The 1,748-nt window shown below is 63.2% G+C and carries 2 protein-coding genes; one reads left to right on the forward strand and one right to left on the reverse strand.

Annotated elements, in window-relative coordinates; all coding sequences use genetic code 11:
* Nucleotides 1-488 (reverse strand): LysR family transcriptional regulator (locus AWB74_RS44360; RefSeq protein ID WP_160110414.1); only part of this gene is annotated, 488 nt, incomplete at its 3' end.
* Between the two features lie 100 nt (nt 489-588).
* On the opposite strand from AWB74_RS44360, the gene AWB74_RS44365 reads away from it, so the two are divergent.
* On the forward strand, nt 589-1,748 hold a 1,160-nt coding region (locus AWB74_RS44365; RefSeq protein WP_061152776.1), incomplete at its 3' end, for an acyl-CoA dehydrogenase family protein.

Genomic DNA, 1,748 nt, shown 5'->3' on the forward strand with positions numbered 1-1,748 from the left:
CTGAAGAGCGGTGTCTGTTCGAGATCGTCGCTGTTGCGATCGGAAAGCGCGCCGATGCACAGGTCGAGATCGCCCGCGCGCAATGCCGCGAGCAGCCGGTCGTTGAGCCCGCTCATCACGCGCAGGCGCGCGGCGGGCCGCTGCTTGAGCAACTCGGCGCAGGCGTCGCTGAAGAAGGTCTGTGCGTAGTTCGGCGGCACGCCCACGCGCACGACACCCAGCTTGCCCAGTGCGAGCTCGGTGGCTTCCTGGATGGCCGCATCGAGATTGGCGCGCACGTGCTGGGCGCGAGCGTAGAAGGCCTCACCGGCGGAGGTTAGCTCCATGCCTTTGGGCGTGCGCTCGAAGAGCTGCAGGCCGAGCTCGCGTTCGAGCCGCTGTATTCCCTTGGTCAGTGCGGGCTGCGTAAGCCCGAGGCGCTCGGCCGCTCGTCCGACGTGCGACGTCTCCGCCACTGCGAGAAACGTGTTCAGATCTTCGATCCGCACTGCGTCATTCCACCGCGTTATGAAGAAAGTGCCGACGATCATCGGCCACGTGCCGCGCTCCGTCAATATGGGCCTTCCACCTGTTCAACGGACGCATTCCATGGCATACGACGTCACCCCTGACCTGCAGGCAATCCGCGACCGCCTCGCTCACTACCTGCACGACGAGCTGATTCCGCAGGAGCAGGCCGCCGGCTACGGCTACGAAGACCGCTTCCACGAAGACACTGTGCGCGCGATCTGGCAGCGCTCGCGAGCGCTGGGATTGTATGGGCTGCATCTACCGACATCGCTTGGCGGAGCGGCGCTGTCGACCGCCGACATGTGCGTGCTCAAAGACGACGCCGCCGCCTCGGGCGCGATCCTGTTTCCTCACGTGCTGGGCGACTGGGGCGGTCCGTCGCGCATTGGAAATCTCGTCAAACATGCGAGTCCCTATCAGGTCGACCGCTACATCCTACCGGTGGTGCGCGGAGAGAAGGGGGCCTGCTTCGCGATGACGGAGCCCGCATCCGGCTCGGACGCCGCAAGCATTCAGACACGCGCGGAGCGGCACGGCGACGAGTTCATCGTCAGCGGGCGCAAGCATTACATCAGCGCATCGACGTTTGCCGACTTCGCAGTGACGATATGTGTCACGACGCCCGGCTGCGGTGCGGACGGAATTTCCGCGCTGCTGATCGATCTCGACCAGCCTGGCGTTTCACTCACCTACGACTGTTTGCCGATGACAGGCCAGCATGTCGACGCGGACATCACCTTCGACAACGTGCGGGTGCCCGCCGCTAACCTCATCGGCGAGGAGGGGCGGGGCTTTCGCATCGCGATGGATCGAATCAGCGTCAACCGATTGCTGCATTGTCCGACGATGATCGGGCTTGCACGTCACGCGTACCGGCTATCGCTCGACTATGCGAAATCGAGGCAGCAGTTTGGCGGTCCAATCAGCCGTTTTCAGGCGATCCAGCACATGCTCGCGGACATGGCGACCGGACTCAACGCCTGCGAAAGTATGGTGACCGCCGCCGCTCGTCAGGCCGATGCAGGTCGCGATGTCCGCATGGAAGCATCGATGTGCAAGCTGTTTGTATCGGAAAAGTGTTTCGACATCGCCGACAAAGCGGTGCAGATCCACGGCAATGCCGGCGTCACGAAGAATCATCCAGTCGAGTTCATCTTCCGGCGACTTCGCTTGTATCGCATCGTGACGGGCACGAGCGAGATCCAGCGCAATACGATCGCCAAGGCGATTCTCGGTTG

Source organism: Caballeronia arvi, assembly GCF_001544695.2.
Classification (GTDB): Bacteria; Pseudomonadota; Gammaproteobacteria; order Burkholderiales; family Burkholderiaceae; genus Caballeronia; species Caballeronia arvi.